This is a genomic window from Vibrio sp. YT-19(2023) (assembly GCF_033337395.1).
The window spans coordinates 1-17285 of record NZ_JAWOQN010000038.1 but is presented as its reverse complement, the minus strand read 5'-3'; the positions used below and the strand labels follow the sequence as shown (position 1 = coordinate 17285).

19 protein-coding genes are annotated in these 17285 nt (G+C 44.4%); 15 read left to right on the top strand and 4 right to left on the bottom strand.

Annotation, left to right across the window (positions count from 1 at the left end):
* Window positions 1–64: 64 nt before the first annotated feature.
* From rpe to rplI, 5 genes are all read left to right on the top strand, one after another.
* Window positions 65–736, top strand: coding sequence for a ribulose-phosphate 3-epimerase (rpe, locus tag R7E78_RS20820; protein WP_005381300.1), 672 nt, complete (start codon window positions 65–67; stop codon window positions 734–736).
* Window positions 737–980: 244 nt separating this feature from the next.
* The gene (rpsF, locus tag R7E78_RS20815) at window positions 981–1370 is read left to right on the top strand and encodes a 30S ribosomal protein S6 (protein WP_005381299.1); all 390 of its coding nucleotides are present in this window, start codon (window positions 981–983) and stop codon (window positions 1368–1370) included.
* 8 nt (window positions 1371–1378) lie between these two features.
* A complete protein-coding gene (gene priB / locus R7E78_RS20810) occupies window positions 1379–1681 on the top strand; it encodes a primosomal replication protein N (protein WP_005381298.1) in 303 nt (100 codons plus the stop codon).
* A 16-nt stretch (window positions 1682–1697) separates the two neighbouring features.
* Complete coding sequence (gene rpsR, locus R7E78_RS20805; RefSeq protein ID WP_000090472.1) at window positions 1698–1925, top strand: 30S ribosomal protein S18; 228 nt, start codon at window positions 1698–1700, stop codon at window positions 1923–1925.
* Between the two features lie 33 nt (window positions 1926–1958).
* Window positions 1959–2411 carry a 50S ribosomal protein L9 gene (gene rplI / locus R7E78_RS20800; RefSeq protein WP_005382760.1) on the top strand — a complete coding sequence of 151 codons (453 nt, stop codon included), beginning with the start codon at window positions 1959–1961 and terminating at the stop codon, window positions 2409–2411.
* A gap of 77 nt (window positions 2412–2488) precedes the next feature.
* Here the strand turns inward: rplI and R7E78_RS20795 are convergent, their stop codons facing one another.
* Complete coding sequence (locus tag R7E78_RS20795; protein ID WP_005381276.1) at window positions 2489–3253, bottom strand: DUF481 domain-containing protein; 765 nt, start codon at window positions 3251–3253, stop codon at window positions 2489–2491.
* A gap of 221 nt (window positions 3254–3474) precedes the next feature.
* Between R7E78_RS20795 and R7E78_RS20790 the strand changes: the two genes are divergently transcribed.
* Together R7E78_RS20790 and alr are read left to right on the top strand one after the other, a co-directional pair.
* The gene (locus tag R7E78_RS20790) at window positions 3475–4875 is read left to right on the top strand and encodes a replicative DNA helicase (protein WP_005382759.1); all 1401 of its coding nucleotides are present in this window, start codon (window positions 3475–3477) and stop codon (window positions 4873–4875) included.
* Between the two features lie 13 nt (window positions 4876–4888).
* Window positions 4889–5965, top strand: a complete 1077-nt coding sequence (gene alr / locus R7E78_RS20785; RefSeq protein WP_005381272.1) for an alanine racemase — start codon at window positions 4889–4891, stop codon at window positions 5963–5965.
* Between the two features lie 38 nt (window positions 5966–6003).
* On the opposite strand, the gene R7E78_RS20780 is transcribed toward alr, so the two are convergent.
* Window positions 6004–6423, bottom strand: a complete 420-nt coding sequence (locus tag R7E78_RS20780; RefSeq protein WP_005381271.1) for a secondary thiamine-phosphate synthase enzyme YjbQ — start codon at window positions 6421–6423, stop codon at window positions 6004–6006.
* A 306-nt stretch (window positions 6424–6729) separates the two neighbouring features.
* Between R7E78_RS20780 and pgi the strand changes: the two genes are divergently transcribed.
* On the top strand, window positions 6730–8382 hold the full coding sequence (gene pgi, locus R7E78_RS20775) for a glucose-6-phosphate isomerase (RefSeq protein WP_005381270.1): 1653 nt from the start codon (window positions 6730–6732) through the stop codon (window positions 8380–8382).
* Between the two features lie 99 nt (window positions 8383–8481).
* Here pgi and R7E78_RS20770 read toward each other — a convergent pair whose 3' ends face one another.
* Both R7E78_RS20770 and zur read right to left on the bottom strand, forming a co-directional pair.
* Complete coding sequence (locus R7E78_RS20770; protein ID WP_005381269.1) at window positions 8482–8943, bottom strand: chemotaxis protein CheX; 462 nt, start codon at window positions 8941–8943, stop codon at window positions 8482–8484.
* Window positions 8944–8952: 9 nt separating this feature from the next.
* Window positions 8953–9417, bottom strand: coding sequence for a zinc uptake transcriptional repressor Zur (zur, locus tag R7E78_RS20765; protein WP_005381268.1), 465 nt, complete (start codon window positions 9415–9417; stop codon window positions 8953–8955).
* A 321-nt stretch (window positions 9418–9738) separates the two neighbouring features.
* Between zur and dusA the strand changes: the two genes are divergently transcribed.
* The 7 genes from dusA (at window position 9739) to R7E78_RS20730 (ending at window position 16742) form a co-directional block, all read left to right on the top strand.
* Entirely contained in the window at window positions 9739–10719 is a 981-nt protein-coding gene (dusA, locus tag R7E78_RS20760) for a tRNA dihydrouridine(20/20a) synthase DusA (protein ID WP_262607116.1), read from the top strand.
* A 164-nt stretch (window positions 10720–10883) separates the two neighbouring features.
* A complete protein-coding gene (gene pspG / locus R7E78_RS20755) occupies window positions 10884–11099 on the top strand; it encodes an envelope stress response protein PspG (protein ID WP_005381266.1) in 216 nt (71 codons plus the stop codon).
* Between the two features lie 98 nt (window positions 11100–11197).
* Window positions 11198–11857: a TIGR04219 family outer membrane beta-barrel protein gene (locus R7E78_RS20750; protein ID WP_005381265.1), complete on the top strand. Its 660-nt coding sequence runs from the start codon at window positions 11198–11200 to the stop codon at window positions 11855–11857.
* Window positions 11858–12014: 157 nt separating this feature from the next.
* Complete coding sequence (locus R7E78_RS20745) at window positions 12015–12245, top strand: hypothetical protein (RefSeq protein ID WP_005381264.1); 231 nt, start codon at window positions 12015–12017, stop codon at window positions 12243–12245.
* Between the two features lie 117 nt (window positions 12246–12362).
* Complete coding sequence (locus R7E78_RS20740; protein ID WP_005381262.1) at window positions 12363–14234, top strand: assimilatory sulfite reductase (NADPH) flavoprotein subunit; 1872 nt, start codon at window positions 12363–12365, stop codon at window positions 14232–14234.
* A complete protein-coding gene (gene cysI, locus R7E78_RS20735; RefSeq protein WP_017821724.1) occupies window positions 14234–15970 on the top strand; it encodes an assimilatory sulfite reductase (NADPH) hemoprotein subunit in 1737 nt (578 codons plus the stop codon). The genes R7E78_RS20740 and cysI overlap by 1 nt, the downstream gene beginning before the upstream one ends.
* Window positions 15963–16742, top strand: a complete 780-nt coding sequence (locus R7E78_RS20730) for a phosphoadenylyl-sulfate reductase (protein WP_005382748.1) — start codon at window positions 15963–15965, stop codon at window positions 16740–16742. Before cysI ends, R7E78_RS20730 begins: the two co-directional genes overlap by 8 nt.
* Window positions 16743–17285: the final 543 nt, after the last annotated feature.

Genomic DNA, 17285 nt, shown 5'->3' with positions numbered 1-17285 from the left:
ATCTCCCCACTGGCTTCGGTAGAATTGCGCGCAGATTGTTTGCTCATTACTACTGAGGTCAGGTATGAAAGATTTTCTTATTGCTCCATCCATTTTATCGGCAGATTTTGCTCGTCTCGGTGAAGATGTAGAAAAAGTACTCGCAGCGGGTGCGGATGTGGTGCATTTCGACGTTATGGATAACCACTATGTACCAAACCTGACTTTTGGTGCGCCTGTGTGTAAAGCACTACGCGATTATGGCATCACAGCGCCAATCGATGTTCACCTAATGGTGAAACCCGTTGACCGTATTATTCCTGATTTCGCAAAAGCGGGTGCGTCGATGATTACGTTCCATGTAGAAGCTTCTGATCATGTAGACCGTACACTGCAGTTAATTAAAGAGCACGGCTGTCAGGCTGGTGTGGTACTAAACCCAGCAACGCCACTTGCAAGTCTTGAATTTATTATGGATAAAGTCGACATGATTCTACTGATGTCGGTAAACCCTGGTTTTGGTGGCCAATCATTCATTCCTCATACACTAGATAAACTGCGTGCCGTTCGTAAGATGATTGACGAGTCTGGTCGTGATATCCGCTTAGAAATCGATGGCGGTGTGAAGGTTGACAACATTCGTGAAATTGCAGAAGCGGGCGCAGACATGTTTGTCGCAGGCTCGGCGATTTTCGGTGAGCCAGATTACAAACAAGTGATCGATCAAATGCGCGCTGAACTGGCTGAAGTTAAATAAGCACCGATAAGCCAGCGCAATAACACACTGATTTTAAAGGCTGCCATGTTGTTGGCAGCCTTTGTGTTTTCTAGTATTAGAAGAAATTAAATATCCGCTGCGATGAGCAAATAATCACTTGCCTATTTTACGCCCTTTCTGTACTATTCGTGCTCCTTAAACTCAGTCAATTATCTTTAGTTCCTTGCTTCCTCTGGACGACTGAGCCATTTGTGGAAGCTGAATAATCCGTAAGGAGCAACCAATGCGTCATTACGAAATCGTATTCATGGTGCACCCAGATCAAAGCGAGCAAGTTGCTGGCATGATCGAGCGTTACACTGGTTCAATCACTGAAGCTGGCGGTAAAATCCACCGTCTAGAAGACTGGGGCCGTCGTCAACTGGCTTACCCAATCAACAAGCTTCACAAAGCTCACTACGTTCTTATGAACGTTGAAGCTGACCAAGCTGTAATTGATGAGCTAGAAACTGCTTTCCGTTTCAACGATGCAGTTCTACGTAACATGATCATGCGTACTAAAGCAGCGATCACTGAGCAATCTATCATGCTTAAGCAAAAAGAAGAGCGTGCTCCACGTCGTGAAGAGCGTTCTGAAGCTAAGCCTGAAGCTAAGTCAGAAGCTGCTGAGTAAGTTTTCTTATGGCCAATCGAATGGAGCTGAGCGGCACCATTGCCAAACCGCCCATTCGTAGTAAAAGCCCTGGTGGCATTGAACACTGTCGGTTTTGGCTGGAGCATCGCTCTACTATTATCGAAGCTGACTTACCTCGACAAGTTTATTGTCGTATGCCGGTAGTCGTCAGCGGGCTTGGGTCACAAGCACTAACTCAGAATTTAGTTCAAGGCAGTAACATTAAGGTAAGTGGTTTTGTCACTTATCAAACCGGCCGAAATGGCGTGGGAAAATTAGTGTTACACGCCGACAACATTACTCAAATTTAAGATCAGGAGATAGCCCATGGCTCGTTTCTTCCGTCGTCGTAAATTCTGCCGTTTCACTGCAGAAGGCGTACAAGAGATTGATTACAAAGACGTAGCAACTCTTAAAAACTACATCACTGAAGCTGGTAAAATCGTACCTAGCCGTATCACTGGTACAAGCGCTAAGTACCAGCGTCAACTAGCACGTGCTATCAAGCGTTCACGCTACCTAGCTCTACTACCGTACACTGACAAGCATCAGTAATCGGTTCATTTTATTAAGAAAGAGGATTAAGCAATGCAAGTTATTCTACTTGATAAAATTGGTAACCTAGGTGGTCTTGGCGATACTGCAAACGTTAAATCTGGCTACGCTCGTAACTTCCTTATCCCACAAGGTAAAGCAGTTATGGCAACTAAAGCTAACGTTGAAATGTTTGAAGCTCGTCGTGCTGAACTAGAAGCTAAAGTTGCTGAGCAACTAGCTGCTGCAGAAGCTCGCGCAGAGAAAGTTAACGCTCTAGAAGCGGTAGTTATCGCTTCTAAAGCTGGTGACGAAGGCAAACTATTCGGTTCTATCGGTACTCGTGACATCGCTGACGCTATCACAGCTGCAGGCGTTGAAGTTGCTAAGAGCGAAGTTCGCCTTCCTGAAGGTGCTCTACGTAACACTGGTGAGTTCGAGATCAGCGTTCAACTTCACTCTGAAGTTTTCGCGACAGTTAACCTACAAGTTGTTGCTGCTGAGTAATTCAGTATCAAGACGAAATACTAAAAAGCACCTCCTCGGAGGTGCTTTTTTTATTTCTAAAACTGAGAGAAAAAGGGTTAAAAAGCGAAAAGTAAATTAACGGAAAATACGCTGTCCGCTTTGCTTAAGCCTTCAGGCACTTTATCGTGATACTGACGAGAGTGCGCCAGTTTCAGTGCGATATCTTCAGTAATATCATTGGTTACACTGAGTTCACTATCAGTACGTGTGTTACTTCTACCTGTTACCAACGTAATATCAGCTGCGAAACTTAAATTATCCAACGCATGCCAAGTTGTGTTGATATTTCCTCGAAAAATGCCTTCTCTAACGATATCGGGAAAGACAATATCGTCATCATCTATTTCGTCTAAGTTTGGCTCTTGATAGCGAAAACCAGGGCCTACTTCTACCTCTAAAATGAAGTTCTCAGTGTAGGAGAACTGGTAACCCAAACCACCTGACAACGTATAGTCTTTAAAATAAGCACTGTAGCGAGAATCCACTCCTTTAAAGCTGCCATACAAATACGTCTTAGGGCCTAACTTGTAGTCACTCTGTAGGGAATAGGTGGATGAGCGTTTGTCTTCTTCACCGTCTTTGTACAAGTTGTAGTACTTCCATTCACCATTAGAACGGTGTCGACCTGACGTATATTCAGCACTCAAACGAGCATTCAGGGAACGAGAGTCCGTGTTACCTGTGTGAGCTTGATAGCCGAACTCCACCTCGGTTTTTAGTGGGTCGGGTACATCAATATTTTGCTCTGGCTGTACTGATTCGTCAGCATACGATGCACTAGCGCACAGTAGGCTAAAGCTAAGTAACCAGTATCGGGACACATCAACCTCGAACGTAATCAAAAAGGAGGGGCATGATACTGATACAGATATTTGGTTGGGTCAATGGTAGGTTAATTTTTATTAGAGCTAGGCGGAAGAACCAGGCTATTACCCGGGTGGTTCACATGATGATTTCTTAACAAGTAATTGTCGCTTCGGGGAAGCATCTCAGCTAGGTTAAGGTTATAATCGTGGGTCAATAGTAGTTATCGAGCAAAGTCATGGCGGAAAACAGAAATCGCAAACCTTCAGACAGTCAGGTCGACGCAATCAAAGTGCCACCTCACTCACTAGAAGCCGAGCAATCAGTAATTGGTGGTCTTTTACTGGATAATGAACGTTGGGACACCGTTGCCGAACGTGTTGTGAGTAGTGATTTCTATAGTCGTCCACACCGCCTGATTTTTGAAGGTGTAAAAACCATTCTTGAAGCGGGTAAACCTCTCGATCTTATTACTTTATCGGAATATCTAGAGCGTCACGAGTTGTTAGAAGATGTAGGCGGTTTTGCTTACCTCGCTGACTTGGCGAAGAATACGCCAAGTGCAGCTAACATCAATGCGTATGCTGATATTGTCGCTGAGCGTGCGATTGTTCGTGGTCTTATTGGTGTCGCGAATGAAATTGCGGACGCGGGCTATGACCCTCAAGGTCGCAGTTCTGAAGATTTAATAGACATGGCGGAGAGTAAAGTTTTTGCTATCGCCGAGTCTCGAACTAGTGAAAACGAAGGACCACAAAACGTCGACAACATCCTTGAAAAGACGTTAGAACGTATCGAGTTGTTGTATAAAACGCCACAAGATGGTGTTACCGGGGTCGATACCGGTTTCACAGACCTCAATAAGAAAACCGCAGGTTTGCAAGGCTCTGATTTGGTGATTGTCGCAGCGCGTCCATCGATGGGTAAAACGACCTTTGCGATGAACTTGTGTGAAAATGCGGCCATGCAACAAGAAAAGCCCGTACTTATTTTCTCGTTAGAGATGCCAGCTGAACAGTTGATGATGCGTATGTTGGCCTCTTTGTCTCGTGTTGACCAAACCAAGATCCGTACGGGTCAGCTAGATGACGAAGATTGGGCGCGTATTTCTTCTACTATGGGTATCCTGATGCAGAAGAAGAATATGTACATTGATGATAGCTCTGGTCTAACTCCGACCGAAGTGCGTTCGCGCGCTCGCCGTATCGCTCGTGAACATGGCGGTCTATCTATGATCATGGTCGACTACCTTCAGTTGATGCGCGTGCCTTCGTTAACCGATAACCGTACTCTTGAGATTGCTGAGATCTCTCGCTCTCTTAAGGCGCTGGCAAAAGAGCTAAATGTGCCTGTTGTGGCACTGTCGCAGCTAAACCGTTCCCTAGAGCAACGTGCGGATAAACGACCAGTAAACTCGGACTTGCGTGAATCCGGTTCCATCGAGCAGGATGCCGACTTGATCATGTTCATCTACCGTGATGAGGTTTATCACCCAGATAGTCCGTACAAAGGTACGGCCGAAATCATTATTGGTAAACAGCGTAACGGTCCTATCGGCTCTGTTCGCCTCACTTTCCAAGGTCAACATTCGCGTTTCGACAACTACGCGGGTCCTGCATTCGATATTGATGATGAGTAATTCCATGAGCTATATGAAAGCGGCCAAGGCGTGCATTGATTTGTCTGCGTTGCAGCACAACTTACAGCGCGTAAAAGCTCAAGCGCCACAAAGTAAAGTGATGGCTGTCGTCAAGGCCAATGGTTATGGTCACGGATTACGTCATGTCGCAAAACATGCTAACCATGCGGATGCGTTTGGCGTGGCTCGCATTGAAGAAGCATTGCAACTGCGCGCTTGTGGAGTAGTAAAGCCGATTCTATTGCTAGAAGGTTTTTACTCTCCTGGTGATTTACCTGTTCTTGTGACGAACAACATCCAAACCGTGGTGCACTGTGAAGAGCAGCTTATCGCCTTGGAGCAAGCAGACCTTGAAACTCCGGTTGTCGTGTGGCTGAAGATTGACAGTGGCATGCACCGCCTTGGGGTTCGTCCTGAACAATATGACGACTTTGTAACGCGGCTGAAGGAGTGTCCAAATGTAGCGAAACCGTTGCGTTACATGAGCCACTTTGGCTGTGCAGATGAGCTGGATAGCGATATTACCCCACAACAGATTGAGCTGTTTAAATCGTTGACTTCTGGTTGCCAAGGGGAACGTTCACTGGCGGCATCTGCGGGGTTATTGGCATGGCCTCAAAGCCATTTAGATTGGGTTCGTCCGGGTATTATCATGTATGGTGTGTCGCCATTCGATGACAAAACGGCGCAAGATCTTGGGTATCAGCCTGTCATGACACTTAAATCCCACCTTATTGCGGTACGTGAAGTGAAGAAGGGCGAAAGTGTTGGCTATGGTGGTATTTGGACCAGTGAGCGAGATACAAAAGTTGGTGTCATTGCTGTAGGGTATGGCGACGGTTACCCAAGAAGTGCTCCAAACGGTACGCCGGTGTGGGTTAATGGCCGTAAAGTACCTATTGCAGGTCGAGTTTCCATGGATATGCTGACGGTCGATTTGGGACCAGACGCAACGGATAAAGTCAGCGACGAAGCGATTCTTTGGGGGAAAGAGCTCCCAGTAGAAGAAGTGGCGGGTCACATTGGTACGATTGCGTATGAACTCGTGACTAAGCTAACGCCTCGCGTCGAGATGGAATACTCCAAATAAACAACGAAAGGCTAACCCAAGGTTAGCCTTTGTTTTATCTACTCACCGTTAATCGTAGCAATAACGCGGCGGCCGCCACCAAAGTCTCGATGCTCACCCAAGTAAATACCTTGCCATGTTCCTAAAGCTAATCGACCATTTTGGATTGGTACCGTCACACTACTGCCAAGCAGTGATGCTTTAATATGTGCCGGCATGTCGTCGTCACCTTCATAGGTGTGCTGATAATAAGGAGCACGCTCTGGCACAAACTTATTGAAGTGCGCTTCCATGTCCATACGCACGGTTGGATCAGCATTCTCATTTAAGGTCAAACTGGCGGAGGTGTGCTGAATAAATAAGTGTAATAAACCTACTGAAAGTTCGTTTATTTGTGGTAATTGTTGTTCAATTTCATCAGTTATCAGGTGAAAACCGCGGCTTCTCGCTTTTAATTGCAGTGTTTTTTGTGCCCACATACGTGTTCCTTTGGAAATTTATAAATTGGCGTCTATCCTATTCCAATTAGAGCCTGTCATTAGTAAATGATATGATTCTTGTCATCGTAAATGAATTGTTCAATTTCAGGGCAGGGAACGTGACCTAACTCAATGTGAGTGTAAAAGCTCTCGGTCATAATTGGCGCCTGAAAAAAAATTACAAAGACTTGTTTTGTGGCAATTTGCCCAAACATCTAATTTATATTCTATTTGCTAAATCGGGGATTCCACAGTTTTCGCTAGACTGTAAGGAATGGAACCTACTGTAACATCGGGATAAAGACCATGTTGAAAAATATCAATCCAACGCAAACACAAGCTTGGAAAGCGCTAACGGCGCATTTCGAATCTGCACAAGATATGGATCTTAAAGAGCTGTTTGCTCAAGACGCAGCGCGTTTCGACAAATACTCTGCACGTTTCGGCTCAGACATCCTAGTCGATTACTCAAAGAACCTCATCAATGAGGAAACTCTGAAGCACCTGTTTGCTCTTGCGAAAGAGACCGAGCTGAAATCTGCAATTGAAGCGATGTTCAGTGGTGAAGCGATCAACCAAACAGAAGGTCGCGCTGTTCTTCACACTGCACTACGTAACCGCGCTAATACTCCAGTTATGGTAGATGGCGAAGACGTAATGCCAGCAGTGAACGCGGTTCTAGAAAAAATGAAATCATTCACTGAGCGCGTTATCGGCGGTGAATGGAAAGGTTACACAGGCAAAGCAATTACCGATATTGTGAACATCGGTATCGGCGGTTCTGACCTTGGCCCTTACATGGTGACGGAAGCTCTAGCGCCATACAAAAATCATCTAAACCTTCACTTCGTATCTAACGTTGATGGTACACACATCGTTGAAACGTTGAAGAAAGTTAACCCAGAAACGACGTTATTCTTGATCGCGTCTAAGACGTTTACAACACAAGAAACCATGACTAACGCGCACACTGCTCGTGATTGGTTCCTAGAATCGGCGGGTGATCAGGCTCATGTGGCTAAGCACTTTGCTGCGCTTTCAACAAACGCGACAGCCGTGTCTGAATTTGGTATCGATACAGCGAACATGTTTGAATTCTGGGACTGGGTTGGTGGCCGTTACTCACTATGGTCTGCGATCGGTCTATCAATTGCACTAGCAGTAGGTTTCGACAACTTTGTTGAGTTGCTTGATGGTGCTCACGAGATGGACAAGCACTTCGTATCAACAGATCTAGAAAGCAATATTCCAGTGATTCTTGCTTTGATTGGTATTTGGTACAACAACTTCCACGGTGCGGAGTCAGAAGCTATCCTACCTTACGATCAATACATGCACCGTTTTGCAGCATATTTCCAGCAAGGCAACATGGAATCAAACGGTAAATACGTTGATCGTGACGGCAATGCTGTAACTTACCAAACTGGCCCAATCATTTGGGGTGAACCAGGTACCAACGGTCAGCACGCGTTCTACCAGCTAATTCACCAAGGTACTAAGCTTATCCCATGTGACTTCATTGCACCTGCAATTAGCCACAACCCAGCTAGCGATCATCACCAAAAACTGATGTCTAACTTCTTCGCGCAAACTGAAGCTCTAGCGTTTGGTAAAAATGAAGAAACCGTGAAAGAAGAGTTGGTGAAAGTAGGTAAGAATGCTGAAGAAGTGGCAGCGATTGCGCCATTCAAAGTGTTTGAAGGTAACCGTCCAACAAACTCTATTCTAGTGAAGCAAATCACGCCTCGTACGCTAGGTAACTTGATCGCAATGTACGAACACAAAATTTTCGTACAAGGTGTTATCTGGAATATCTTCAGCTTTGACCAGTGGGGCGTGGAGCTAGGTAAACAACTGGCTAACCAAATCCTACCTGAGCTTGCAGACGAGTCTCAAATCAGCTCGCATGACAGCTCAACAAACGGTCTAATCAACGCATTTAAAGCGTTCAAAGCTTAATGTTTGAATAGATAAAGAAAAGGTCAGCAAATGCTGACCTTTTTATTGCCTGAGGCAAAAACAAAATAGGTTGGCCAGTGCCAACCTATTTTTTCTCTTTTATTCGAAGCAAATTTCGATAAAGGCATTTCCCCATTGGGAAGAGAAAGGCATGATAATAATTGAGCCTTCACACTTGTGGCGAATTGTATGACCTCGGCCCGAAACCACAACCGGTGTTGCCATATCAAAGTCAAAACCACTTTCCGCCAGAATGCGTTTCGCACCACCAGTAACCATGTTGGTGATCTCACCCACCATATCGGTCACTTCTTCATTGAGCCCATTTGGACGTTCACCAAGCATGTTCTGCATGATTTCTAGGGCGAGTGCTTCATCAAAGGTGATCGACATTGAACCACGAGTTTGTGGGCCTACCATACCAATCAGACCAGAAACGTCACCTCGTGCGATCTCATCTTTTTTGATTCGCGGTTTTTGTGGCTTCAGCTCAAGAGAAGCCATAGTTTTTAGCACGTTCATTAAAGAAGCTAAAAACGGGTTTACAAATTCAGCGCGCATAACGTTCTTCTATACTTTTTCTTTCGTCTCGGAGGAACAGGCCTGGCATTCACCATGAGTTTCAATAACTTGGTTGGTCAGTTTGAATCCATGCTTCTCGGCGTTTTCGGCTAACAAGGATATCAGCGTCTCATCTTCGAGTTCAACGACATCACCACATTTATCGCAAATTAGTAATTGGAAAAAGTGCTGCTGAGTATTGAAAGAACAACAAGTAATAAAGCTATTTGTCGATTCCACTCGGTGGATGAAGCCTTGCTCTAGGAGAAAATCTAATGCTCGATAAACAGTGGGCGGCTTAGCCTGAGGCTCACTCTCTTTTAGTTGCTCCAATAGCTCATACGCACTTGAGGCGCGGCGATTAGAACAAATGAGTTCAAATACGCGTCGGCGTTGCGGAGTCAGTCGTACTCCACGCTCTGCGCAGATACTTTCAATTTGTTCAATGATTGTTGGGTTCAAACCTTTCACCATAACTATCGGACGTGCTCTATGATAAATCATTTCTATACGAAGTTCGTTTAGAAATGCTTCATTTTACCCACTATCAGAACGAAAATCATGAATTAAAGCAAGTCGGTGGTGGTGTGAAGGCGGAATAATCATCACAGAATGAATCAACGAATGACAGATTCGTATTACTTCTGCGTATTCCTAAGCACTTGGCTAGCCAGCCAACCAAATCATTCTCGCTGAAACTAGCACCCAGAGGTGCTTGGGTATACAATACCCGACTTATTTTTTGAGCGTACTGCTGCGCTCGACCTTGGCAACATAAAAACGGGTGTTTATATCATGACTCATTCTTGCAGGCTCTCTGTAGCACCAATGTTAGATTGGACTGATCGTCATTGTCGCTACTTCCATCGCTTAATGACCAAAGAAACCCTGCTGTACACTGAAATGGTGACGACAGGTGCGATCATTCATGGAAAAGGAGATTTCCTGGCTTATAACGAAGAAGAGCATCCGTTAGCCCTTCAACTTGGTGGTTCAAACCCAGCAGATTTGGCTACGTGTGCTAAGCTAGCGCAAGAGCGTGGCTACGATGAGATTAACCTAAATGTGGGGTGTCCATCTGACCGCGTACAAAACGGTCGATTTGGTGCTTGCCTAATGGCTGAACCGCAGTTAGTTGCGGATTGTGTCGCAGCAATGAAAGACGTGGTCGATATCCCTGTAACAGTCAAGACTCGCATTGGTATTGATGATCAAGACTCTTACGAGTTCTTAACGGATTTCGTTTCTATTGTTTCAGAAAAGGGTGGCTGTGAGCAGTTCACTATCCATGCTCGTAAAGCTTGGTTAAGTGGTTTAAGCCCAAAAGAAAACCGTGAGATCCCACCATTGGATTACCCACGCGCTTACCAATTGAAGCAAGACTTCTCACACCTAACGGTTGCGATTAACGGTGGCGTGAAGTCATTAGAAGAAGCAAAAGCACATCTTCAGCATCTTGACGGTGTGATGATTGGTCGTGAAGCATACCAAAGCCCATATCTACTGGCATCGGTAGACCAAGAGTTGTTTGGCTCTAACGCTCCAGTGAAGAAACGCAGCGAAATTGTTGAAGAGATGTACCCATACATTGAAGCGCAATTAGCGAAAGGTGCGTACCTTGGTCACATTACCCGTCACATGTTAGGTTTGTTCCAAAGCATGCCCGGTGCTCGTCAATGGCGTCGTCATATCAGTGAAAATGCGCACAAACCAGGTTCTGGTCTAGAAGTATTGCAAGACGCGCTAGCTAAGATTCCAAAAGAATTGAATGTGTAAAATTCGCCAGTGAATGGCTAAAATTACCAACTAAAGAATGATAAAGCCAGAGTGCAGAAATGCCTCTGGTTTTGTTTTTTTATTAAAAATCATAATCTTAAATTCTTCTCTATAAGTTGGTATGGAAACTGCTCTGTTTATTGAAAACAAATGGAGAAGTGATTATGTTGGAGCTAATCTTTATTTTAGTCTTTGCGGCGACCTTGTTGGTTACGGGTATCACAATGATGACCGTATTCGCAGCAACTGGTATTGCGTTAGTTGTGATGTTTTTACTGGGAATGGTTGGAGCGGTACTCAAACTATTACCATGGTTAATCGTGATTGCATTGGGTATTTGGTTCTTCAAGAATTACGTCGCTCAGCCCCGCTATAAATAATGAGTAACATCATTTAGTTGATGGAGAGGCGTGAGAATATGGTATATTTCCTCCCACGTCCTCTACGTGAATATCAGCTATCTCGGAGTAAATACTACATGACAAATAAAGCGAACATCGCTTTAACGGCATTATCGTTGGCAGTATCTTTTCCTGTTTTTGCAGAGTACTCTGTATCGACAAAAGTCGGCGCAGAGGTATGGGCTGCCGACACTAAAGTTAATGAAGTGAGACGAGATAGCAGTACCGCAGGCACTTTTTACGCGGCGATTGAACATGATGTTAAATATGTCCCTAATGCGCGCCTTCGTTACTCAAGTGTTGATGCGGATTACATGGGGTTCGATAAGCTCGATTTAACCTTGTATTACCACGTTCTAGAGCATGATTTATTGCACTTTGATGCGGGTCTCACGTTCAGTAATTTAAGTGACACTAAATACATTGATGCTGGCTCAAGCAGGCGTGTAGAAGAATTTGATGAGCTGATTTGGGCTTGGTATGGTTACGCAGAAATTCAAGTTCCGGATACAAACTTTGATGTGATTGGTGAGATAAACTTTGGTGACAACAAAGGTATCAAAAGCACCGATTTCATGGCAGGTGTTCAATACAATGTACCGCTCGAAAAAGCTCGACTGGCTTTTCGTGGAGGTTACCGTGTGATTGATTTAGAGTCCGATAAATTCATGTCGGATCTAGGGAAAGAGTTTATTTTTGCTAACGGCTTCTTTGTGAGTGCGGAATACGCGTTCTAAATTCAGCCATGTTAGATATTCGATTTACTTAAAACGTCGCTTTATAAGCGGCGTTTTTTTATATCACTTCATTATATCTAATCGAAATTTCTCCCTATTTGGCTGACTTAGACCATGCTTACCTAGGAGCAATGTGAAAGTTAAAGCAGGGATAGCGATGACAATAAATGAACTAAGACATCTATTCCGTGAAAATCAGCTTATCGAAGCGATTATTGAGCCTGCAATCCAAGAGGGTGGTTGGGTTGTAGAGTTCAGACATGCGCGCGGTGGTTTTGTTTTTCTAACGGACAGTCACGGCGAAGAATGTCTTTATGAAGATTTGGATACTGCGTCAAAATCGGCAATGGCAGTAGGCTTTCAACAAGTCCGCATTGAAGATCGATGAGCAAAAAGTAAGCCGTTCTTACTTCCAAAAAGTTATAAAACATTCACTTCTATTCTTTCTTGTTATTAAGGAGAGTGGGTACTCTATCGTCACGCAATGAATAGGGATGTCGTGATAATGTCTTTTCAAAAGAATGAGTATTCTCACAAGAATGTGTCTGAAGATAATAATGGGCAAGGAGGAAATCCTCCAATCGCAAGCCCTCTGAATGACCAACAAATTAGCTCACTCCAACAAACTGTCTCTGAGTTGTCTTCACAGCAACTTGCTTGGGTCAGTGGGTATTTTTGGGGATTAGCTCAAAATCAACCAAACACAGCGGTAACGCCAATTGCACAAGCAACGGCAGCCGTATCAGCGAAGCCAGCAGGTAAGTTGAGTATTATTTTTGCTTCCCAAACGGGCAATGCTAAAGGTGTTGCTGAAGCTCTGGAACAGGAAGCAAAAGCAGAAGGAATTGCAGTTGAACTTTTTGATGCAAGCGATTACAAAGGTAAAAACTTAGCCAAAGAAACGCATGTCATTATTGTGGCATCGACTAACGGCGAAGGCGAAGCGCCAGACAATGCCATTGAGCTACATGAGTTTTTGCAATCGAAGAAGGCTCCAAAGCTGCCAAACCTGCAATATGGTGTTATTGCATTGGGAGATTCTAGCTACGAGTTCTTCTGTCAGACCGGTAAAGACTTCGACACTTACCTATCAAAGCTAGGCGCGACTCCATTTATCGAGCGTCTTGATTGCGATGTGGATTATGAAGCCCCTGCAACTGAATGGCGTAAGAATGCGTTAGACAAGGTAAAAGATACACTGTCTTCTGGCTCTGAAGCGGATGTGGTTCAACTTCCTGTGGGTCAAGCTGCGACTGCGCACTCTCCTTACAATAAACAAAATCCGTACACTGCGACGTTACTGACCAGTCAAAAAATCACGGGCCGTGACTCTGGAAAAGACGTTCGCCATATAGAAATCGACTTAGAAGGCTCGGGTTTAACGTATCAGCCAGGTGATGCACTAGGTGTGTGGTTTGAAAATAGCTCGGAACTTGCAAATGCCATTCTTGGTAAGGTCGGTTTGTCTGGGGTTGAGACTGTTGACGTTGATGGTGAAAGCTTGTCAATCCACAGTGCTCTTGTGAGTAAATATGAAATCACAACATCTAACCCACAGCTCATCACAAAGTTTGCCGAGTTATCCGGTAGCAAGAAACTACAAAAGTTAGTTGAAGATAAAGATAAGCTTCGCGAGTACTCTGCAAATACTCAAATCGTTGATGTACTGGCAGAAAAGAAAACCAAGTTAACCGCAGATGAATTGATTGGTTTGCTTCGTCGTCTTACTCCACGCCTTTACTCTATTGCATCAAGCCAAGAAGAGGTCGATGAAGAAGTACACCTAACGGTTGCTTTGGTTGAGTACGAACAAAACGACGAAAAACGATATGGTGGAGCGTCTAGTTTCTTAGCACAGCGTCTCGAAGAGGGAGATGAAGTTAAAGTATTTGTTGAGCATAACAACAACTTTAAACTGCCGGAAGATGATAGCACTCCAATTATCATGGTTGGTCCTGGCACAGGGATCGCACCATTCCGAAGCTTTATTCAGGAACGTGAAAACCGTGATGCTGAAGGCAAAAACTGGTTGTTCTTTGGTGATCGCACGTTCACTCAAGACTTCTTATACCAAGTGGAATGGCAAAAGTATCTCAAGTCAGGAGTACTAAGCCGATTGGATGTTGCCTTTAGTCGTGACCAAGTAGAAAAGGTTTACGTACAACATCGCATCTTAGAAAACGCAGCTCAAGTGTGGCAGTGGATCCAAGAAGGCGCTTATATCTATGTCTGCGGTGATGCAACGCGTATGGCAAAAGATGTGCACGACGCATTGGTTATCGTTGCTGAACAAGAAGGCAAGATGCCGCGTGACGATGCAGAACAATTTATTAATGACCTACGTAAAGCGAAACGTTATCAGAGGGATGTGTACTAATGACTTTTTCTACGGACAATAATAAGCAGGTTGTATTAGGTGAAGAGTTAGGGCCGCTATCTGATAACGAGCGCCTGAAGCGAGAAAGCAACTTATTACGTGGCACCATTGAGCAAGATTTACAGGACCGTATTACTGGTGGCTTTACTGCCGACAACTTCCAGTTAATTCGTTTCCACGGTATGTATCAACAAGACGATCGTGATATCCGTAATGAACGCACAAAGCAAAAACTGGAACCATTACATAATGTGATGCTTCGTGCTCGTATGCCTGGAGGCATCATCACGCCAACGCAATGGTTAGCGATCGACAAGTTCGCAACGGAGCACTCTTTATATGGAAGTATTCGTCTGACGACTCGCCAAACGTTCCAGTTTCATGGGGTATTAAAACCGAATATTAAGTTGATGCATCAAACGCTCAACAGTATTGGTATTGATTCGATTGCAACCGCGGGTGATGTAAACCGTAACGTGTTGTGTACCACTAATCCAGTGGAGTCAGAGTTACACCAAGAAGCTTACGAATGGGCGAAGAGAATCAGTGAACACCTGCTTCCGAAAACACGCGCTTATGCAGAGATTTGGCTAGACGGTGAAAAAGTAGAAAGCACGGAAGAAGACGAACCGATTCTAGGCAAGAACTACTTACCACGTAAGTTTAAAACCACAGTGGTTATCCCACCGCAAAATGACGTAGATGTACACGCTAACGATCTCAACTTCGTAGCGATTGCAGATAACGGCAAGCTGGTTGGTTTTAACGTCCTGGTCGGCGGCGGCTTAGCGATGACGCATGGCGATACATCAACTTATCCGCGCCGCGCTGACGACTTTGGCTTTATTCCGCTGGACAAGACACTTGATGTTGCCGCAGCTGTAGTAACAACTCAGCGTGATTGGGGTAACCGTTCAAACCGCAAAAATGCGAAAACGAAGTACACGTTAGATCGTGTAGGTAGCGATGTGTTTAAAGCGGAAGTCGAGAAACGTGCTGGTGTTAAGTTTGAGCAAAGCCGTCCATATGAATTCACAGAACGTGGTGACCGTATTGGCTGGGTAGAAGGAATTGATGGTAAATATCATTTAGCGCTTTTCATCGAAAACGGTCGCTTATTAGACTTTCCAGGTAAACCACTTAAGACGGGTGTTGCTGAAATTGCCAAAATCCACAAAGGCGATTTCCGCATGACAGCAAACCAAAACCTAATTGTTGCGGGTGTACCTAAAAACGAAAAAGCGAAGATTGAAAAGATCGCTCGTGAACATGGCTTAATGGACGACGGCGTAAGTGAACAGCGTAAGAACTCAATGGCTTGTGTTGCTTTTCCAACTTGTCCGCTAGCGATGGCAGAAGCTGAACGTTTCCTTCCTCAGTTTGTTACTGATGTTGAGGGGATTCTGGAGAAGCACAACCTACCAGAAAATGACAACATCATTTTGCGTGTAACTGGGTGTCCAAATGGTTGTGGTCGCGCAATGTTGGCTGAAATTGGTCTAGTTGGCAAAGCGCCGGGTCGTTACAACTTGCACCTAGGTGGTAACCGTGCCGGTACTCGAGTACCAAAAATGTATAAAGAGAACATCACGGATAAGCAAATCTTAGAAGAGATTGATCTGCTGGTGGCCCGATGGTCGAAAGAGCGTGAAGAAGGCGAAGCCTTTGGCGATTTCACTATTCGTGCTGGCATTATCCAAGAAGTGCTCGTATCAAAGAGGGACTTTCATGCTTGATTCTGTAGCATCCAAGCTGGAGCTCACAGAGTTACTGACATTAACAAAGACGGAGCAAATCCTCCGTCTTGCTCAAATTAATGTCGAGCTCGAAAAGCTTTCAGCACAAGAGAGAGTAGCGTGGGCTTTAGATAATCTAGAAGGCGAGTTCGCGGTTTCTTCTAGTTTTGGTATTCAAGCCGCGGTTATGCTTCATTTAGTTACTCGCGCCAAAGCGGACATCCCCGTCATTCTAACCGATACTGGTTACCTGTTTGCTGAGACGTACCGATTTATCGATGAGCTGACAGATGCTCTCAACCTAAATTTAAAAGTTTATCGAGCCAAGGAAAGTGCGAATTGGCAAGAAGCTCGATATGGAAAATTATGGGAGCAAGGCGTAGAGGGAATTGAAAAATACAACAAGCTCAATAAAGTTGAGCCGATGCGTCGAGCGTTAAAAGAGCTTAATGTTGGAACGTGGTTCTCTGGACTGCGTCGAGAGCAAAGTAAATCTCGTGCAGGTTTACCGATTCTATCAATTCAGAACGGTGTGTTTAAATTTCTACCAGTAATTGATTGGACTAATAAAGACGTTCATTACTACTTAGAACAACACGGCCTTAAATACCACCCATTGTGGGATGAAGGTTACCTTTCAGTTGGTGATACACATACTACTCGTAAATGGGAGCCGGGAATGTCAGAGGAAGAAACTCGATTCTTTGGCTTAAAGCGAGAATGTGGCCTACACGAAGATGATGGCTCTGAACAAGATGGGTCTGGCATATAGCCATAATGCTCTTTAAATAGAGTTTAGGTTAAGTTTAATAAAGATAGCTGCAATAAAGCAGCTTTCTTTATTTATGGTACTTGAAAAACACGTCTCAAAGAACAACTCTGTGGATAAGTTGTGTGATAGTTTGGGGTAAAGTTGAATAAATAAAGGTTTGATCGAAAACTCATCGTTTAACCACTGTTTTTGCAATTTTTGAAAAATAACACTTGCCAATGTGAGCGCGATCTCTATAATGCCTCCTCGTCGACAGGGCAAGGCCTCACAAGGGTTTAAGCGAAGTTGATAAGGCTGAAAAGAAAAACGAAATAATTTGAAGAAAGTGTTTGACACAATAAATTATCTCGCTAGAATGGCCGCCTCTTCCGAAGTGATGTCAATCACAAAGAAGAGTTGCTCTTTAACAATATAGACCTATCAATCTGTGTGGGCACTCGTTGATGATAATCCAATTCGATACTTCGGTATCAAATTAGGTTTCAATGAAACGAAGTGACCATTGAATCTTCGGATTCAGCACAGTCAATTCAAACATTACTT

Bases quoted from the DNA above. Each gene is read 5' to 3' on its own strand.
- rpe (WP_005381300.1), top strand. From the start codon at position 65: ATGAAAGATTTTCTTATTGCTCCATCCATTTTATCGGCAGATTTTGCT.
- rpsF (WP_005381299.1), top strand. From the start codon at position 981: ATGCGTCATTACGAAATCGTATTCATGGTGCACCCAGATCAAAGCGAG.
- priB (WP_005381298.1), top strand. From the start codon at position 1,379: ATGGCCAATCGAATGGAGCTGAGCGGCACCATTGCCAAACCGCCCATT.
- rpsR (WP_000090472.1), top strand. From the start codon at position 1,698: ATGGCTCGTTTCTTCCGTCGTCGTAAATTCTGCCGTTTCACTGCAGAA.
- rplI (WP_005382760.1), top strand. From the start codon at position 1,959: ATGCAAGTTATTCTACTTGATAAAATTGGTAACCTAGGTGGTCTTGGC.
- R7E78_RS20790 (WP_005382759.1), top strand. From the start codon at position 3,475: ATGGCGGAAAACAGAAATCGCAAACCTTCAGACAGTCAGGTCGACGCA.
- alr (WP_005381272.1), top strand. From the start codon at position 4,889: ATGAAAGCGGCCAAGGCGTGCATTGATTTGTCTGCGTTGCAGCACAAC.
- R7E78_RS20780 (WP_005381271.1), bottom strand. From the start codon at position 6,423: ATGTGGGCACAAAAAACACTGCAATTAAAAGCGAGAAGCCGCGGTTTT.
- pgi (WP_005381270.1), top strand. From the start codon at position 6,730: ATGTTGAAAAATATCAATCCAACGCAAACACAAGCTTGGAAAGCGCTA.
- R7E78_RS20770 (WP_005381269.1), bottom strand. From the start codon at position 8,943: ATGCGCGCTGAATTTGTAAACCCGTTTTTAGCTTCTTTAATGAACGTG.
- zur (WP_005381268.1), bottom strand. From the start codon at position 9,417: ATGGTGAAAGGTTTGAACCCAACAATCATTGAACAAATTGAAAGTATC.
- dusA (WP_262607116.1), top strand. From the start codon at position 9,739: ATGACTCATTCTTGCAGGCTCTCTGTAGCACCAATGTTAGATTGGACT.
- pspG (WP_005381266.1), top strand. From the start codon at position 10,884: ATGTTGGAGCTAATCTTTATTTTAGTCTTTGCGGCGACCTTGTTGGTT.
- R7E78_RS20750 (WP_005381265.1), top strand. From the start codon at position 11,198: ATGACAAATAAAGCGAACATCGCTTTAACGGCATTATCGTTGGCAGTA.
- R7E78_RS20745 (WP_005381264.1), top strand. From the start codon at position 12,015: ATGACAATAAATGAACTAAGACATCTATTCCGTGAAAATCAGCTTATC.
- R7E78_RS20740 (WP_005381262.1), top strand. From the start codon at position 12,363: ATGTCTTTTCAAAAGAATGAGTATTCTCACAAGAATGTGTCTGAAGAT.
- cysI (WP_017821724.1), top strand. From the start codon at position 14,234: ATGACTTTTTCTACGGACAATAATAAGCAGGTTGTATTAGGTGAAGAG.
- R7E78_RS20730 (WP_005382748.1), top strand. From the start codon at position 15,963: ATGCTTGATTCTGTAGCATCCAAGCTGGAGCTCACAGAGTTACTGACA.